This window comes from Pseudomonas vancouverensis (assembly GCF_004348895.1).
Classification (GTDB): Bacteria; Pseudomonadota; Gammaproteobacteria; order Pseudomonadales; family Pseudomonadaceae; genus Aquipseudomonas; species Aquipseudomonas vancouverensis.
On record NZ_RRZK01000029.1, the window covers coordinates 102,108 to 118,774 of the forward strand.

Annotated in this window: 15 protein-coding genes and 3 tRNA genes; 16 read left to right on the plus strand and 2 right to left on the minus strand. The window is 57.8% G+C overall.

The features are described from left to right. The first annotated feature begins 15 nt into the window (after positions 1 to 15). The 11 genes from EIY72_RS20975 to EIY72_RS21025 all read left to right on the plus strand — a co-directional run bounded on the left by EIY72_RS20975 (position 16) and on the right by EIY72_RS21025 (position 9,783). A tRNA-Leu gene (locus EIY72_RS20975) sits at positions 16 to 101 on the plus strand. A 97-nt stretch (positions 102 to 198) separates the two neighbouring features. Beyond that, a tRNA-Met gene (locus EIY72_RS20980) sits at positions 199 to 275 on the plus strand. A 138-nt stretch (positions 276 to 413) separates the two neighbouring features. Continuing rightward, positions 414 to 872 carry a ribosome maturation factor RimP gene (rimP, locus tag EIY72_RS20985; protein ID WP_007973115.1) on the plus strand — a complete coding sequence of 153 codons (459 nt, stop codon included), beginning with the start codon at positions 414 to 416 and terminating at the stop codon, positions 870 to 872. 47 nt (positions 873 to 919) lie between these two features. Continuing rightward, positions 920 to 2,401, plus strand: a complete 1,482-nt coding sequence (gene nusA, locus EIY72_RS20990; protein ID WP_093226792.1) for a transcription termination factor NusA — start codon at positions 920 to 922, stop codon at positions 2,399 to 2,401. A 27-nt stretch (positions 2,402 to 2,428) separates the two neighbouring features. Beyond that, complete coding sequence (infB, locus tag EIY72_RS20995; RefSeq protein ID WP_093226791.1) at positions 2,429 to 4,954, plus strand: translation initiation factor IF-2; 2,526 nt, start codon at positions 2,429 to 2,431, stop codon at positions 4,952 to 4,954. 159 nt (positions 4,955 to 5,113) lie between these two features. Next, positions 5,114 to 5,515: a 30S ribosome-binding factor RbfA gene (rbfA, locus tag EIY72_RS21000; protein WP_093226790.1), complete on the plus strand. Its 402-nt coding sequence runs from the start codon at positions 5,114 to 5,116 to the stop codon at positions 5,513 to 5,515. 3 nt (positions 5,516 to 5,518) lie between these two features. Then, positions 5,519 to 6,436, plus strand: coding sequence for a tRNA pseudouridine(55) synthase TruB (gene truB, locus EIY72_RS21005; protein ID WP_093226789.1), 918 nt, complete (start codon positions 5,519 to 5,521; stop codon positions 6,434 to 6,436). A 117-nt stretch (positions 6,437 to 6,553) separates the two neighbouring features. Then, positions 6,554 to 6,823 (plus strand): 30S ribosomal protein S15, encoded by a 270-nt coding sequence (gene rpsO, locus EIY72_RS21010; RefSeq protein ID WP_011332409.1) that lies wholly within the window; start codon positions 6,554 to 6,556, stop codon positions 6,821 to 6,823. Between the two features lie 206 nt (positions 6,824 to 7,029). Then, entirely contained in the window at positions 7,030 to 9,135 is a 2,106-nt protein-coding gene (gene pnp / locus EIY72_RS21015; RefSeq protein ID WP_093226788.1) for a polyribonucleotide nucleotidyltransferase, read from the plus strand. A gap of 138 nt (positions 9,136 to 9,273) precedes the next feature. Beyond that, a tRNA-Thr gene (locus tag EIY72_RS21020) sits at positions 9,274 to 9,349 on the plus strand. A gap of 134 nt (positions 9,350 to 9,483) precedes the next feature. Next, positions 9,484 to 9,783 carry a DUF6388 family protein gene (locus EIY72_RS21025; protein WP_093226787.1) on the plus strand — a complete coding sequence of 100 codons (300 nt, stop codon included), beginning with the start codon at positions 9,484 to 9,486 and terminating at the stop codon, positions 9,781 to 9,783. 51 nt (positions 9,784 to 9,834) lie between these two features. Here EIY72_RS21025 and nadC read toward each other — a convergent pair whose 3' ends face one another. After that, entirely contained in the window at positions 9,835 to 10,683 is an 849-nt protein-coding gene (nadC, locus tag EIY72_RS21030; protein ID WP_093226786.1) for a carboxylating nicotinate-nucleotide diphosphorylase, read from the minus strand. 195 nt (positions 10,684 to 10,878) lie between these two features. Here nadC and ampD point away from each other — a divergent pair, with 195 nt between their 5' ends. The 5 genes from ampD (at position 10,879) to EIY72_RS21055 (ending at position 15,825) form a co-directional block, all read left to right on the plus strand. Continuing rightward, on the plus strand, positions 10,879 to 11,439 hold the full coding sequence (gene ampD, locus EIY72_RS21035) for a 1,6-anhydro-N-acetylmuramyl-L-alanine amidase AmpD (protein ID WP_093226785.1): 561 nt from the start codon (positions 10,879 to 10,881) through the stop codon (positions 11,437 to 11,439). Next, positions 11,436 to 12,272 carry a regulatory signaling modulator protein AmpE gene (gene ampE / locus EIY72_RS21040; RefSeq protein WP_093226784.1) on the plus strand — a complete coding sequence of 279 codons (837 nt, stop codon included), beginning with the start codon at positions 11,436 to 11,438 and terminating at the stop codon, positions 12,270 to 12,272. Before ampD ends, ampE begins: the two co-directional genes overlap by 4 nt. Positions 12,273 to 13,797: 1,525 nt before the next feature. Then, the gene (locus EIY72_RS30395) at positions 13,798 to 14,502 is read left to right on the plus strand and encodes a methyl-accepting chemotaxis protein (RefSeq protein ID WP_425048631.1); all 705 of its coding nucleotides are present in this window, start codon (positions 13,798 to 13,800) and stop codon (positions 14,500 to 14,502) included. Positions 14,503 to 14,698: 196 nt separating this feature from the next. Then, a complete protein-coding gene (locus EIY72_RS21050) occupies positions 14,699 to 15,088 on the plus strand; it encodes a hypothetical protein (protein ID WP_093226782.1) in 390 nt (129 codons plus the stop codon). A 263-nt stretch (positions 15,089 to 15,351) separates the two neighbouring features. Further along, positions 15,352 to 15,825 (plus strand): hypothetical protein, encoded by a 474-nt coding sequence (locus EIY72_RS21055; protein ID WP_170290047.1) that lies wholly within the window; start codon positions 15,352 to 15,354, stop codon positions 15,823 to 15,825. 63 nt (positions 15,826 to 15,888) lie between these two features. Here EIY72_RS21055 and EIY72_RS21060 read toward each other — a convergent pair whose 3' ends face one another. Further along, a complete protein-coding gene (locus EIY72_RS21060; RefSeq protein WP_093226781.1) occupies positions 15,889 to 16,665 on the minus strand; it encodes a TatD family hydrolase in 777 nt (258 codons plus the stop codon). Positions 16,666 to 16,667 lie beyond the last annotated feature (2 nt).

The following is a 16,667-nucleotide window of genomic DNA, read 5'->3' on the forward strand; positions in this document are numbered from 1 at the left end:
TTCAAACGTAGTATTGCCGAGGTGGTGGAATTGGTAGACACGCAACCTTGAGGTGGTTGTGCCCATAGGGTGTAGGGGTTCGAGTCCCCTTCTCGGTACCAATTAGTCAGGAGAGCCCGCTGTTGCGGGCTTTCTTGCAGGTGGAAGGTTACATTGACCCTGTAGGGGATCGGTCGTATACTTCCGCCCCAGCTTTGTCGCGGGGTGGAGCAGTCTGGTAGCTCGTCGGGCTCATAACCCGAAGGTCGTCGGTTCAAATCCGGCCCCCGCAACCAGTTTAAGGAGCCCCTTTTAAGGGGCTTTTTGTTAGCTGGACACTTTCAACGCCGCTGTTCGACGGCGTTTCAAGGATGGGCGATTCGCCCATTTTTTTATTTTGCATAGCATGCACATACATGCACTAGGGGGTTCAGGTGTCGAGCAAGCTAGAAGAGTTGCAGGCCTTGCTGGCCCCGGTGGTCGTGGCCCTAGGCTATGAATGCTGGGGTATTGAGTTTTCGGCCCAGGGTCGTCACTCGATGTTGCGCGTTTATATCGATAAAGAGGGCGGTGTGCTGGTGGACGATTGCGCCATTGTCAGCCGTCAGATCAGCGGTGTCCTGGATGTTGAAGATCCGATCTCCGTTGAATATACCCTTGAAGTTTCCTCGCCTGGCATGGAACGCCCACTGTTCACTCTTGAGCAGTTTGCAAAATTTGCCGGTGAACAAGTGAAGATCAAGCTGCGCTCGCCTTTTGAAGGTCGACGCAACTTTCAGGGCCTTCTGCGCGGTGTAGAAGAGCAGGACGTCGTGGTGCAGGTGGAAGACCATGAGTTCCTGTTGCCGATCGATATGATCGACAAGGCCAACATTATTCCCAGTTTTGACTGAGACGCGGATCCCGCGGATCCAATGGCTTGCGAAAGGCGAGGCGTACGATGAGCAAAGAAGTACTGCTGGTTGTTGAGTCGGTATCCAACGAAAAGGGTGTACCGGCAAACGTTATTTTTGAAGCGCTGGAGCTGGCTCTGGCCACTGCTACCAAAAAGCGTTTCGAGGACGAAGTTGATCTGCGTGTGGAAATCAATCGCCACACCGGTGCTTACGAGACTTTCCGTCGCTGGACGGTCGTCGAAGAAGACGATCTGGACGATCCGGCTATCGAAACCTGGCCGAGCAAGGTTGCTGAAACGCATCCGGGCGCCAAGGTCGGTGACGTTGTCGAAGAGAAAATCGAGTCGATCGAATTCGGCCGTATCGCTGCGCAGACTGCCAAGCAGGTCATCGTGCAGAAGGTCCGCGAAGCCGAGCGCGCCCAGGTTGTTGACGCTTATCGCGAACGCCTGGGTGAAATCATCTCCGGCACCGTGAAAAAAGTGACCCGCGATAACGTGATCGTCGACCTGGGCAACAACGCCGAAGCGTTGCTCGCTCGCGAAGACATCATTTCTCGCGAAACCTTCCGTGTTGGCGTGCGTCTGCGTGCGCTGCTCAAGGAAATCCGCACCGAGAACCGCGGCCCGCAGTTGATCCTGTCGCGTACCGCGCCGGAAATGCTGATCGAGCTGTTCCGCATTGAAGTGCCGGAAATTGCCGAAGGCCTGATCGAAGTGATGGCTGCGTCCCGTGATCCGGGTTCGCGCGCCAAGATCGCCGTCCGTTCCAAGGACAAACGCATTGACCCGCAGGGCGCTTGCATCGGTATGCGCGGTTCGCGCGTCCAGGCAGTGTCCGGTGAGTTGGGCGGTGAGCGTGTGGACATCGTCCTGTGGGACGACAACCCGGCTCAATTCGTGATCAACGCCATGTCCCCGGCCGAGGTTGCGGCAATTATCGTTGACGAAGATGCCCATGCAATGGACATCGCCGTTGGCGCAGACAATCTGGCTCAGGCCATCGGTCGCGGTGGTCAGAACGTGCGTCTGGCCAGCCAGTTGACTGGCTGGACCCTGAACGTGATGACCGAATCGGACATCCAGGCTAAGCAGCAAGCAGAAACCGGTGACATCCTGCGCAACTTCATCGACGAGCTGGAAGTCGACGAAGAACTGGCTCAGGTGCTGGTTGATGAAGGCTTCACCAGCCTGGAAGAGATTGCCTACGTACCGTTGGAAGAAATGCTCAACATCGACGGCTTTGACGAAGACATCGTCAACGAGCTTCGCGCTCGTGCCAAGGATCGCTTGTTGACCAAAGCCATCGCTACTGAGGAAAAGCTGGCAGACGCCCATCCGGCCGAAGACCTGCTCTCGCTTGAGGGTATGGACAAGGATTTGGCGATGGAACTGGCGGTGCGCGGCGTAATTACCCGCGAAGACCTGGCCGAGCAGTCTATTGACGACCTGCTCGACATCGACGGCATTGACGATGATCGTGCCGGCAAGTTGATCATGGCCGCCCGAGCCCACTGGTTCGAGTAATTAGGCGCGGCCTGAGGAGAGAAGTGCATGACGCAAGTCACGGTGAAACAACTGGCCGATGAGGTCAAAACACCGGTAGAGCGCCTGTTGCAGCAGATGCGTGAGGCAGGTCTGCCGCACACCGCCGCCGAAGAACATGTGACTGACAGTGAGAAGCAATCGTTGCTGACTCACTTGAAAAGCAGCCACAAGGCGAAAGTGGAAGAACCACGCAAGATTACGCTGCAGCGTAAAACCACCAGCACCCTGCGTGTTGCTGGCAGCAAAAGCATCAGCGTTGAAGTACGCAAGAAGAAAGTCTTCGTACAACGCAGCCCGGAAGAAATCGAAGCCGAGCGCAAGCGTGAACTGGATGAACGTCGCGCAGTAGAAAATGCTGCTCGTCAGAAGGCTGAAGAAGAAGCCAAGCGTCGCGCCGAAGAAGAAGCGCGTCGCCAGCCTGCTGCTGCGCCGACCGCTCCAGCCGAACCTGTTGCAGCGCCTGCTGTGGTCGCCGAGCCAGTGCGTGAAAGCGCCCCGGTTGTCGCGGCTGCTCCGGCTCCTGCCGCAGACACTCGCAAGCGTGACGAACAGCGTCGCCCGGACAAGCCACGTGCCGACGACAACAATCGTCGCGGTGGCGGCGATGGCGAGCGCAAAAACGCTCCGCATCGTGCTTCGGTCAAGGAAAAGGCGCCAGCGCCTCGCGTTGCCCCACGTACTACCGACGAAGAAAGCGATGGCTTCCGTCGTGGTGGTCGCGGCAAGGCGAAGCTGAAGAAGCGCAACGCCCACGGTTTCCAGAGCCCAACCGGCCCTGTCGTGCGCGAAGTGAAGATCGGCGAGACCATCACTGTGGGTGATCTCGCCCAGCAGATGTCGGTCAAGGCTGCTGAGATCATCAAGTTCATGTTCAAGCTGGGCACTCCAGCCACCATCAACCAGGTTCTGGATCAGGAAACTGCCCAGTTGGTTGCTGAAGAGCTGGGCCACAAAGTGACCCTGGTCAGCGACACCGCCCTGGAAGATTCCCTGGCCGAGTCCCTGAAGTTTGAAGGCGAGGCTGTTGCCCGTGCGCCAGTCGTGACCGTAATGGGCCACGTTGACCACGGTAAGACTTCCCTGCTCGACTACATCCGTCGTGCCAAGGTGGCTGCTGGCGAAGCCGGTGGTATCACCCAGCACATCGGCGCCTACCACGTTGAAACCGACCGTGGCATGGTGACGTTCCTCGACACCCCTGGTCACGCCGCGTTTACCGCCATGCGTGCCCGTGGTGCCAAGGCAACCGACATCGTGATCCTCGTGGTTGCAGCAGACGACGGCGTGATGCCGCAAACCATCGAAGCTGTTCAGCACGCCCAGGCTGCTGGCGTTCCGCTGGTTGTCGCGGTGAACAAGATCGACAAGCCAGGTGCTGACCTCGATCGCATCCGTAGCGAACTGTCGGTACACGGCGTGACCTCGGAAGAGTGGGGTGGTGACACGCCATTCGTACCAGTCTCCGCGAAGATGGGTACCGGTGTTGACGAACTGCTCGAAGCCGTACTGCTGCAAGCCGAAGTCCTGGAACTGACCGCTACCCCATCGGCTCCTGGCCGTGGTGTTGTCGTCGAGTCCCGTCTGGACAAGGGCCGTGGCCCGGTGGCGACCGTTCTGGTTCAGGACGGTACTCTGCGTCAAGGCGACATGGTCCTGGTCGGTTCGAACTATGGCCGCGTTCGCGCCATGCTCGACGAGAACGGCAAGCCAATCAAGGAAGCCGGTCCGGCCATCCCTGTCGAGATCCTCGGCCTGGACGGTACGCCAGACGCTGGCGACGAGATGAGCGTGGTTGCCGACGAGAAGAAAGCCCGTGAAGTGGCTCTGTTCCGTCAAGGCAAGTTCCGCGAAGTCAAGTTGGCCCGTGCTCACGCCGGCAAGCTGGAAAACATCTTCGAAAGCATGGGTCAGGAAGAGAAGAAGACGCTCAACATCGTCCTCAAATCCGACGTCCGTGGTTCGTTGGAAGCGTTGAACGGTGCCTTGAATGGCCTGGGCAACGACGAAGTGCAAGTGCGTGTGGTCGGTGGCGGCGTCGGTGGTATCACCGAATCCGATGCCAACCTGGCGCTGGCTTCCAACGCTGTACTGTTCGGCTTCAACGTGCGTGCCGATGCCGGCGCGCGCAAGATCGTCGAGCAGGAAGGTCTGGATATGCGTTACTACAACGTGATCTACGACATCATCGAAGACGTCAAGAAAGCCCTGACCGGTATGCTTGGCAGCGACGTTCGCGAGAACATCCTCGGTGTGGCCGAAGTGCGTGACGTGTTCCGTTCGCCGAAGTTTGGCGCGATCGCCGGTTGCATGGTTATCGAAGGTGTCGTTCACCGTAACCGTCCAATCCGTGTACTGCGTGAAGACATCGTTATCTTCGAAGGCGAGCTGGAATCCCTGCGCCGCTTCAAGGATGACGCCTCCGAAGTACGTGCCGGCATGGAATGCGGTATCGGCGTGAAGAGCTACAACGACGTTAAAGTCGGTGACAAGATCGAAGTCTTCGAGAAGGTTCAGGTTGCTCGCAGCCTCTAACTCGCACACTTCAAGAGCCATGATGGCCAGCCGCATGCAAATGCACGGCGCATCAGTCGGACTCTAAACGCAACGCCCGGTCTGGCTTCTGTCAGGCCGGGCGTTTGCCGCTTTCAGACCACACGGGTTTCGCCGTGGGGCAGTAACAGGTAACAAGACATGGCAAAAGAATACAGCCGTACCCAACGTATCGGCGATCAGATGCAGCGCGAGCTGGCACAGCTGATCCGTCGTGAAGTCAAAGACCCGCGCGTCGGCCTGGTCACCATTACCGCTGTGCAAGTCAGTCGTGACGTCGGTCACGCGAAGATCTTCATCACCGTGATGGGCCAGGACAGCAGCGAGGAAATTGCACAAAGCATCAAGGTGCTCAACTCCGCCGCCGGTTTCCTGCGTATGCAGCTGGCTCGCGAGATGAAGTTGCGCAGCGTTCCCCAGTTGCATTTCCACTACGACGAAAGCGTCGTGCGTGGTGCGCACCTGTCGGCTCTCATCGAGCGCGCGGTAGCTGAGGACAATCAGCACGTGGTTGCTGCTGAACCCGAAGACACCAAGGAGTAATCGGTGGCTCAGGTCAAACGTATCCGTCGTAACGTCAGCGGCATCATCCTGCTCGACAAGCCGCTGGGGTTTACCTCCAACGCGGCCTTGCAGAAGGTGCGCTGGTTGCTCAACGCCGAGAAAGCCGGGCACACCGGCAGTCTCGACCCGCTGGCCTCCGGCGTCTTGCCGCTGTGCTTCGGCGAAGCCACCAAGTTCTCGCAATACCTGCTCGATTCCGACAAGGGGTACGAAACCCTGGCGCAATTGGGCAAGACCACGACCACGGCGGATGCCGAGGGCGAAGTTTTGCAGGAGCGTCCGGTGACCGTTGGTCGCGCCGACATTGAAGCAGTCCTGCCGAAATTTCGTGGGCAAATCAGTCAGATACCGCCGATGTACTCGGCACTCAAGCGTGATGGCCAGCCGCTGTACAAGCTGGCGCGTGCTGGCGAAGTAGTGGAGCGCGAACCGCGTTCTGTTACTATTACGCGCTTGGATTTGCTGGCCTTCGAAGGTGATACTGCGCGGCTGGCGGTGGATTGCAGCAAAGGCACCTATATCCGTACCCTGGTGGAGGATATTGGTGAGCAACTCGGTTGTGGTGCGTACGTTGCGGAACTGCGACGGACCCAGGCCGGGCCATTCACCCTGGCGCAGACAGTGACCCTCGAAGAGCTTGAAGCGGTACACGCCGAAGGCGGCAACGAAGCGGTCGATCGCTTCCTGATGCCATCGGACAGCGGGCTGCTGGACTGGCCACTGCTTCAGTTCTCGGAAGCGAGCGCGTTCTACTGGCTCAACGGCCAGCCGGTTCGTGCCCCGGATGCACCGAAGTTCGGCATGGTACGGGTACAGGATCACAATGGTCGCTTCATCGGTATCGGTGAAGTGAGCGAAGACGGGCGTATCGCGCCTCGTCGACTGATTCGGTCAGAATGACCGGACGAGGGTGGCTGTTAACAGGCACGGTCACTACTCATTTTTAGATACAGGGATTTGTCCCTGGCCTGTTGAAGCTGTTTTTCTGAAACAGTTTCCTGATAAAAGGATTGCCTCATGGCTCTCGACGTTCAAGAAAAAGCTCAAATCGTAGCTGACTACCAGCAAGCTGTTGGTGACACTGGTTCGCCAGAAGTGCAAGTTGCACTGCTGACCGCCAACATCAACAAACTGCAAGGTCACTTCAAGGCCAACGGTAAAGATCACCACTCCCGTCGTGGTCTGATCCGCATGGTTAACCAGCGTCGCAAGCTGCTGGACTACCTGAAAGGCAAGGACGTGAGCCGTTACAGCGCTCTGATCGCTCGCCTGGGTCTGCGTCGCTAATAAGCGATTGCGCTAGAGGTTGGTTGTCTGTCGTGCGTCAGTGGATTTTCCGCCGGCGCACGGCGGGCTCCCAGCCTCAAGTTTTATCTGGATACCTGCTTTGCCCAAGTAACACCCAGGACAACCCGTCGGGCCGATTCCCGGCGTTGCCCAAGAATTTCGCAAGAAACCAGTTCCCCCAAGAGCCACAAAGAAGGTAGGACACCGTGAACCCGGTAATCAAAAAATTCCAGTTCGGTCAGTCGACCGTTACCCTCGAGACTGGCCGTATCGCCCGTCAGGCCTCCGGCGCAGTATTGGTCACCGTTGACGACGACGTCACCGTTCTGGTGACCGTAGTGGGTGCCAAGCAAGCTGATCCAGGCAAGGGCTTCTTCCCTCTGTCTGTTCACTACCAGGAAAAGACTTACGCTGCCGGTAAGATCCCTGGCGGTTTCTTCAAGCGCGAAGGCCGTCCTTCCGAGAAAGAAACCCTGACTTCCCGACTGATCGATCGTCCGATCCGTCCGCTGTTCCCTGAAGGCTTCATGAACGAAGTGCAGGTTGTCTGCACCGTCGTTTCCACCAGCAAGAAGACCGATCCGGACATCGCTGCGATGATCGGTACCTCGGCTGCCCTGGCCATCTCCGGCATTCCTTTCGATGGCCCGATCGGCGCTGCCCGCGTTGCCTTCCACGAAAGCACCGGTTACCTGCTGAACCCGACTTACGAGCAGCAAGCTGCTTCGAGCCTGGACATGGTTGTTGCCGGTACTTCGGACGCTGTGTTGATGGTTGAATCGGAAGCCAAAGAGCTGACCGAAGACCAGATGCTGGGCGCGGTACTGTTTGCTCACGACGAGTTCCAGGTTGTGATCAACGCCGTTAAAGAACTGGCTGCCGAAGCTGCCAAGCCAACCTGGACCTGGGCTCCTGCTCCAGAAGCCACCGAGCTGCTGGGCGCTATCCGTGCCGAGTTCGGCGAAGCGATCTCCCAGGCTTACACCATCACCGTCAAGGCCGACCGTTACGCTCGCCTGGGCGAGCTGAAGGATCAGGTCGTTGCCAAGCTGTCCGGTGAAGAAGGCCAACCTTCGGCTTCCGACGTCAAAGCGGCTTTCGGCGAAATCGAATACCGCACCGTTCGCGAAAACATCGTTAACGGCAAGCCACGTATCGACGGTCGCGACACCAAGACCGTACGTCCGCTGAACATCGAAGTCGGCGTTCTGCCGAAGACTCACGGTTCGGCGCTGTTCACCCGTGGTGAAACCCAGGCACTGGTAGTCGCGACTCTGGGTACTGCCCGTGACGCACAGCTGCTGGACACCCTGGAAGGCGAGAAAAAAGACCCGTTCATGCTGCACTACAACTTCCCTCCGTTCTCGGTGGGCGAGTGTGGTCGCATGGGTGGTGCTGGTCGTCGCGAAATCGGTCACGGCCGTCTGGCCCGTCGTTCGGTTTCGGCCATGCTGCCAGCCGCTGACGTGTTCCCGTACACCATCCGCGTAGTATCGGAAATTACCGAGTCCAACGGTTCGAGCTCCATGGCTTCGGTTTGCGGCGCTTCCCTGGCCCTGATGGACGCTGGCGTTCCAATGAAGGCACCGGTTGCCGGTATCGCCATGGGCCTGGTTAAAGAAGGCGAGAAATTCGCTGTTCTGACCGACATCCTGGGTGACGAAGACCACCTGGGCGACATGGACTTCAAGGTAGCCGGTACCGCCAAAGGCGTGACCGCGCTGCAGATGGACATCAAGATCAAAGGCATCACCGAAGAAATCATGGAGATCGCTCTGGGCCAAGCCCTGGAAGCGCGCCTGAACATCCTCGGTCAGATGAACCAGATCATTGGCCAGTCGCGTACCGAACTGTCGGCCAACGCTCCGACCATGATCGCGATGAAGATCGACACCGACAAGATCCGTGATGTCATCGGTAAAGGCGGCGCGACCATCCGTGCGATCTGCGAAGAAACCAAGGCTTCGATCGACATCGAAGACGACGGTTCGATCAAGATCTTCGGCGAAACCAAGGAAGCGGCTGAAGCAGCACGTCAGCGCGTTCTGGGTATCACCGCAGAAGCCGAGATCGGCAAGATCTACGTTGGTAAGGTTGAGCGCATCGTCGACTTCGGCGCATTCGTCAACATCCTGCCAGGCAAGGACGGTCTGGTTCACATCTCCATGCTGAGCGACGCTCGCGTAGAGAAAGTGACCGACATCCTCAAAGAAGGCCAGGAAGTGGAAGTACTGGTACTGGACGTGGACAACCGCGGCCGTATCAAGCTGTCCATCAAGGACGTAGCAGCAGCCAAGGCTTCGGGCGTGTAGTAACCCCGGTCTTTACTGCTTCAACGTTGTAAAAAAATGCCCTGCAGTGAAAGCTGCGGGGCATTTTTTTGCCTGCGATACATTGAGATGCCTTGTGAAGTTGCCTGACCCTGAAGTCAGTGCTAGGTTTAGCCCACCGCCCGTGTAGCTCAGCCGGTAGAGCAGCGCACTCGTAACGCGAAGGTCGCAGGTTCGATTCCTGTCTCGGGCACCAGTGACACCCTGTTTTCAGATGATCCCGAATGGTTCTGAAGGCCAGATAAACCGGGTTGAACGCGGTTTTTCTGCGTCAGAGAGATCCTTGATGATCCAGATCCATCTTCCATTCCCCCGATCAACGAGAACGCCATGACTGAATTGACCCAGGAACAGCGCCACGAACAAGCGCTGGAGAAGTACAAACTCGACGCGCCCGAGCTGATGGACGAGATCAAGGATCTGAGTCCCGATGAACAGAATGATCAGATCCAGTGGGCGTTCGAAGACGAAGCCGAAGCCCAGGGATTGCAGCCGTGGGAACTGACGCTCAAGTACACCAGCACCCCTGAAGAGTTCGAGGCCAAGCGCCTGGAGCTGCACAAGGAGGCGGCTGAAGTACTGGGTGTCGATTGGGAAGAGTACTGCGAGATGAATAATCTGGTGGTCTGAAACAAAAACGCCAGCCTCGAAAGGGCTGGCGTTTTTGATTGAACGCTTGATTCAGAGACTCAAGCGCATCGACAGGTCCACCGCCTTCACATCCTTGGTCATCGCACCAATCGAGATGTAATCCACCCCGGTCTGCGCAATCGGCAGCAAGGTGCTTTCGTTGATCCCGCCGCTGGCCTCCAGCTTCGCCTTGCCGGCGTTCAGGCGCACGGCTTCGCGCATGTCATCCAGGCTCAGTTCGTCGAGCATGATGATGTCGGCGCCGGCCGCCAGTGCCTCTTTCAGTTCATCCAGGCTTTCCACTTCAATCTCCACCGGCTTGCCCGGGGCGATCTTGTGCGCGGCGATAATGGCCTGCGCAATACCGCCGCTGGCGGCAATGTGGTTTTCCTTGATCAGGAACGCGTCGTACAAGCCGATTCGATGGTTGTGGCAGCCGCCGCAGGTCACCGCGTATTTCTGCGCCAGGCGCAGCCCCGGCAAGGTTTTGCGGGTATCAAGCAGCTTTACCTGGGTTTCGGCCACAAAGTCCGCCAGAGACTGTGCGCGGGTCGCCACGCCGGACAACAATTGCAGGAAGTTGAGTGCACTGCGCTCGCCCGTCAGCAATGAGCGCGCCGGACCTTCGAGGTGAAACAGGATCTGGTTCGGTGTCACCCGTTCGCCATCGGCGACCTGCCAATGCACCGCGACACGTGGGTCCAGCTGCCGAAACACGGCATCAACCCAAGCGGTGCCGCAAATGACGGCGGCATCGCGGGTGATGATGGTGGCTTTGGCCAGGCGTTCGGCCGGGATCAGCTGTGCGGTGATGTCGCCGCTGCCAACGTCTTCAAGCAACGCACGGCGCACGTTGGCTTCAATTTCGGCGGTCAGGTCGGCGAGACGTAGATTCGGCATAACGGACTCCACAAACAAAGTGGCCCGATTATAGGGGTATGGTGCCGGGCAACCCAAGGCATCACACGCATTCCCACGGCACTGTTGCATGCATTTGGTCGATTCTTTCCGGTCATCGGGCGCGGCAAGTGATCGCGCGCCAAGGGTCTAACACGGCATACTGGTGCCAACACAGTCGACGTTGAAGGAACCGGTATGCAGTTGGACCCCGCGAGCGGTTGGTGTCAGGACGTGGAGTTGTGTCCCTCTCCCAACTTCAATGCGCGCCCCACGGACGAAGTATCCCTGCTGGTGATCCACAACATCAGCCTGCCTCCGGCGCAGTTTGCCACCCGCAAGGTGCAGGCGTTTTTCCAGAATCGCCTGGACGTCACTGAGCATCCCTATTTTGCCGGAATTGCCGACTTGCGCGTTTCGGCGCACTTTCTGATTGAGCGCGACGGCCGCGTCACGCAGTTTGTTTCCTGTCTGGAGCGGGCCTGGCACGCCGGGGTTTCGAATTTTGAGGGGCGGGAAACCTGTAACGATTTTTCCGTGGGCATCGAGCTTGAAGGCACCGATGATCTGCCCTTCACGGATGCGCAGTACCATGCGCTGACCGCCCTGACCCGACAGCTGCAAAGCGCTTTTCCAGCCATCACCCCCCAGCGGATCTGCGGGCACAGCGACATAGCGCCGGGGCGTAAAACCGATCCGGGGCCGGCGTTCGATTGGGCACGCTTTCGTGCCGACCTGGCACAAGAGGAAGGACAATGAGTTTTCTGGTGTTGCTGTTGGCCGTATGGATCGAGAAGTTCTCGGCCCTGCGCCATCGGGTTCAGCGTGACGCAGGCTGGATACGCGAGCTGAACAAACTTGAGGGCAGCGCGCGATTGTCGAGCCGCCCGTGGCTCGTGTTGGCAATCGTGGTCCTGCTGCCGATAGCGTTGTTGGGGCTGATATTGCTGGTACTCGAACCGGTGGCTTATGGCTTGCTTGCGCTGCCTGTGCATTTGCTGGTGGTGATCTACAGCCTGGGTCGTGGCGACTTGCTGGCGGGCCTCGGCCCGTTCCGCGATGCCTGGCGTCGGGAGGATTTGCAGGCGGCGGCCCATGTTGCCAAGCGCGACCTGGATATTTGCGCCGACAGTGGCGAACAGTTGCTGGAACGGGTCGAAGGGCATTTGCTGTGGGAGGCCTATCAAAGCTTCTTCGCGGTGATTTTCTGGTACTTCCTGCTGGGTCCGGTGGCGGCGTTGGCCTATCGCCTGCTGGCGCTGGCCGAAGAGCACGGGAAAAACCCGGCGGTGATCGAGCGCGCCGGGCAACTGCGCCATGCCTTCGATTGGGTGCCTGTGCGCCTGCTCGCTGCAAGCCTGGCCCTGGTGGGCAATTTTGTCGCGGTCAGTCGGGTGATGTTGCACGAGTTGCTGAACTGGAACATCAGCGCCGCGCAATTGATCGAAAAAGTAGGTCTGGTCGCGGGCGAGATCCCGGCACCGGTGGCGGGGCCTGAAGGGATCAACAACCTCGACCGAATCTGGGAGTTGTTATTGCGGGCGGCCGTGCTCTGGTACGCCGGTTTTGCCCTGTGGACGGTTTTACCCTGAAAGATCGTTGAAAATCGCAGCCTGCACCGGCGCCCGCCGGGTTCGCCTTCCTTCGCAGGCTGCGATTGTTCGCCGTTAACCTTAAGTTACAAAACCTTCTGCCGATTTCAGTTATACAGGGATAGCGCCGCATAGTGGCTATCTGCTGTCGGTCTGCGCCTGCCAATAAAAAAAATAAAAAATTGAAGGGAGTCCTCCAGTGAAGAGCTTGCTCTATCCCGCTGTCGCGCTGATGAACCGCCTGAGCTTCGGCATGAAGTTCAGCCTGATCAGCGTACTGTTCCTGGTACCCATGCTGGTAACCAACTTCTATCTGGTACGCGACTCCTACCGCGAGTTCCAGGCCACCCGGGTCGAACTGCAAAGCCTCGATCTGCTGAGCCAAAGCCTGACCTTGCGTCGCGACCTGGAAACCCTGAACAACCTGGTGCAGATCAACGTCACCCTCGGTCAGTCCGGCAAGGCCGGTGACGTCGAGTCGAAAATCAGCCATCTCGAACAAAGTATTCTTGCGCGCCTGCAAGGGCTCGAGGCGATGACCGTCGATCCCGCGCAAATCGCGGTGTTCGATGGCAAGCGCGATGAAATGATCGCCGCCTTCAAGGCCCAGCAAACGGAAAAATCCCTGCAAAGCAAAAGTGCACTGATCGGCAAGCTGGTGGGGAATGCCCAGCTGTTCAGCCAGCTCATCAGCGGCCAGGCAGGCCTCAGCCGTGACAATCAGGGCGATATTCGTCAATTGAGTGAACTGGTGACCCTGGTCACCCCGCGCGTCACCCAGCTTCTAGGTGAAGGACGGGCCATGGGTTCCTATTCGCTGGGACAGGGCTTTATCAATTCGGCATCGAGTAACCGTTTCGATGATCTGCTGGCGCAAATCGAGAAGCTCCAGGCCGAATATGGCATGAAGTTGCAGGATGCCCTGGGCTCCAGCAAAGCGGCGCACGATGCATTGTCTACCCAGGCTGAAAGCAGTCGAGCCTCTTTGAAGAAAACCAGCGAGTTGTTCGAAGAGAAGGTGGTCATGGCCGACACCCTCGATACGCCGTGGCAGAGCTTTTACGATCAGGTCAGCGACCTGATGGACCGGACCTATCAGCTCAATGACGCGACGCTGAAGTTTCTCGGACCGCAATTGCAGGAACGGCTGGAGCAGAACCGCACGCACATGATCCTCCAGGCCGTGGCGTTGTCGGTGGTGTTCGTGCTGATTTTCTATCTCTATGGCGGCTTCTATGCCTCGACCCGCACCACACTCAAACGCCTGGGCGGAGTCATGGACAAAGTCGCGGCCGGCGACATGACCGTGACCTTCAGTGCACACAGTCAGGATGAACTGGGTGAGTTGGGCGAGGTGTTCAACGGCACCGTGAAGAAGATCCATGATTTGATCGAGCGTGTTGGCCACACCGTCAGCGAAGTCGAGCGTCAGGCCGGGCAAGTCGAAAACGTTTCGGCGCAGAGCAACCAGGCGGTTGCCGGTCAGCGCACGCAGATCGAACAAGTGGCCACTGCGATGAACCAGATGTCGGCGACCTCCCAGGAAGTTGCGCGCAGCGCGGCGGCGGCGGTCAGCAGCGCCCACAGCGTCAATCAGGAAACCATCAGTGGTCGCGGACTGGTGGAATCCCAGCAGGGCAGCATTGCGGCCCTGGCCAGCGAGATCGATCAGTCGGTGCTGGTGATCAATCAACTGGCCAGCGACAGCCAGGCCATCAGCCGTGTGCTTGAAGTGATCAAGAGTATTGCCGAGCAAACCAACCTGCTGGCCCTCAACGCCGCGATTGAGGCGGCGCGGGCCGGTGAGCAGGGCCGCGGGTTTGCAGTGGTGGCGGATGAAGTGCGGACGCTGGCCAAGCGCACCCAGCAATCGACCGAAGAGATCGAACAGATGATTGCCAAGCTGCACAGCGGTGTCGGTGCGGCGGTCAAGGCCATGGGCACCAGCCATGAAATGGCCAACGGCACGGTGGGGCAGTCGGAAAAAGTCCAGCGGGCGCTGGAAAACATCCTCGGTGCGGTGGGCATGATCGTTGACCAGAACCAACAGATTGCCGCAGCGGTCGAGCAGCAAACCGCCGTAGCCCACGACATCGATCAAAACATCGTCGAGATCAATCGCGCCGGCGAGCGCACCGCCGAAGGCGCGCATCAGACTGAGGACGCCAGCCGTGCCTTGACGGTTCAGGTGGTGGAGTTGAAGCAATTGATCAGCGCATTCCGGGTTTAACCGGGCACCTTGGAATACGGGGGCTAGCAGGCTCGCTCCCGCATCTGGCGAGCCTCCAGTAGAGGATATTGCTGAATTTTCTGTAATACATTTTCCCTTTCGGAGTAGGCATCCGCCTGTTTTTCTTTACGCCCTGATTTTTGGTCTTCAATGGTGGAAGATCCGCATCACTGACAACATGGAGGGAGGTCCGGTCATGTCCGCTGCAACGACAGGCATCCAGGGACACTGCGCCCATTGCCAGCGCACGCTGTTACTCAAGCCTTGGCAACTGAACGCCATTGCCATCAACGAACCCTTTACCTGCACCTATTGCCAGAAAACCTTGCGGTTGAATGATCCGAAACAGATCAAGCGCTTCAAGTCCCTCGACTCATTGGCCCTGTTGAAGGCAAGTCTGTTGATCATGATTTGTACGGCGCTGTTGGTGGCGTTGGTGCTGGAGTGGATGGGTCTGATCAGCGTCCTAGAGCAACTGAACTTCTCGCTGGGGGCGATTTTCGTTTACTTCATCGCTCTTCGATTGGCCCGTCAACGTCAGCACATGACGCTAATTCTTGAGGCCGCCAAGGCTCATATCGAATGACAACTAGTGTTTTTTGACCTGCGGAGAATCCTCGATTCTGCGGGGTAACTTGTAGCGAGCCTTCTCGCTGTCATGATATTTCCCTAACGGTCATGCTGGCCACCCGATCCATCTGTGTCCAAAGAAATCTAACCGCCAAAAAAGCAATGGTACCTTCGTAAACCATTCGTCGGGACTGTTATTTTTTACAGGTTAAAAGTGCCATCAATCAAGATTTAATGGTTTTAGAGGTCACCATGAAGTAAAAAAAACTGGAGTCAGATATGAAAAGCAAAGATAAGATTCTATCGAATTCCGAGCTTTTAGAGGATGTTTCAACTATCAATTTGATTTCGGATGAGGAGCTTGAGAAGTTAACAAAAGGCGCGAAGGTGGAAGAGGGAATGTTGGTAGTAGGCTGGGAAGGAGCCATTTTTGGCTATGTAACTTATAAGTACTGGTGGGCTAATAATGGGGGGTTATTTTACTGTTATAGCACCAGTTATAAGATCCTGAATAAATTTGGTGGAATGGGGCATAAATCAAATTTGCATTTTAGTTTTGATTCACTTCAGTGGTGGGGGAACGACTCACCAGATAATCTCCGATCAGATGACAAATGGTACCCATATGCGGTCGGTGGGTGGATAGGGGCGAATAAACGGGCGCGTGTTTATGCTAGATTTACGTTTGATTTATCTTTGTTACCCGATCCATCCGTGAGCTCAGAAATATGGATGAAATATTCGGCGCCTTAGTTTTTTGTAAAGGGTGCGGTTTCAGATTTTGTTCTATTGCACTTACTTGCGAAAATCCGCCAATTACCAGTTAAACAGCTCACAGGCGTTGGCGGTGCTGGCGCCAGCCAATTGTTCGGGGCTGACCGCCATGATCCCGGCCAGTGCCTCGCAGATCGCCGGCAAGTGCGCCGGGCTGTTGCGTTGGCCGGCAAACATGGCGGGCGCCATGTCCGGTGAGTCGGTTTCCAGCACCACCGACTCCAGCGGCAATTGCGCCAGGACCCGGTGCATGCGCAAGGCCTGCGGCCAGGTCGCGGCGCCACCCAGGCCGAGTTTGAAGCCCAGCTTGATGTACTCCCGGGCTTCTTCCTGGCTGCCGGCGAAGGCGTGGATGATGCCTGCACGTTTCAGGCGAAAGCGTTTGAGGGTGGCGATCACCGCCGCGTGACTGCGACGAACATGGATCAACGCCGGCAGATTGAAGTCCGCCGCGAGCTGTAGCTGCGACTCGAACAACGTCTGCTGGCGCTCGCGATCCAGGCTTTCGATGAAGTAATCCAGGCCGATTTCGCCCACCGCGCACAGCTGGCGATGGCCGGCCAGCCGAGTCAGCCACTCGCCCAGTTCAATCAGGTGTTCCGGGCGATGATCATCCAGGTACACCGGATGCAGCCCGAACGCCGCGTGAAGGTCGGGATCACTCTGCACCAACTCCCAGACCCGTTGCCAATTGGCCTGATAAACCCCCAGCACCACCATCCGCCGCACGCCGCCGGCGCGACTGGCAGCCATCAACGCCTGCCGGTCGGCGTCGAAGTCCGGAAAATCCAGATGGGTGTGGGTATCGATCAGTTCCACGA